At 79.4% G+C, this 272-nt stretch carries 1 pseudogene; it reads left to right on the top strand.

From position 1 onward, the window contains the following. Positions 1 to 272: pseudogene (locus D474_RS33050) on the top strand (protein kinase domain-containing protein); the annotation flags it as partial.

Consider the following 272-nt stretch of genomic DNA (forward strand, 5'->3'; position numbering starts at 1 on the left):
GTGAGCGGCGCAGGTCCTGCCGGCACCCCAGCTGCTCCCCCGGGCCCCTCCGCCGGTTCCGCCGCGCGCCCCTCGAGCGGGGGGACGGCCTACCCGGTCGCACAGGGGCACGCCGTACCGGAGGGGCAGGCCGAACCGAGGCTCGCGCCCAACCGCACGGGCACGTTCCAGCTGCCCGGTCCGGAGGACGTGCGCCGGTACGAGCAGGGGCCGGCCGAGGAGCGTTCCGGCCCCGGTCCCACCTCCGACGCCGCGTCGGCGGCCGCAGCAGC

The organism is Nocardiopsis salina YIM 90010, from assembly GCF_000341025.1.
Classification (GTDB): Bacteria; Actinomycetota; Actinomycetes; order Streptosporangiales; family Streptosporangiaceae; genus Nocardiopsis; species Nocardiopsis salina.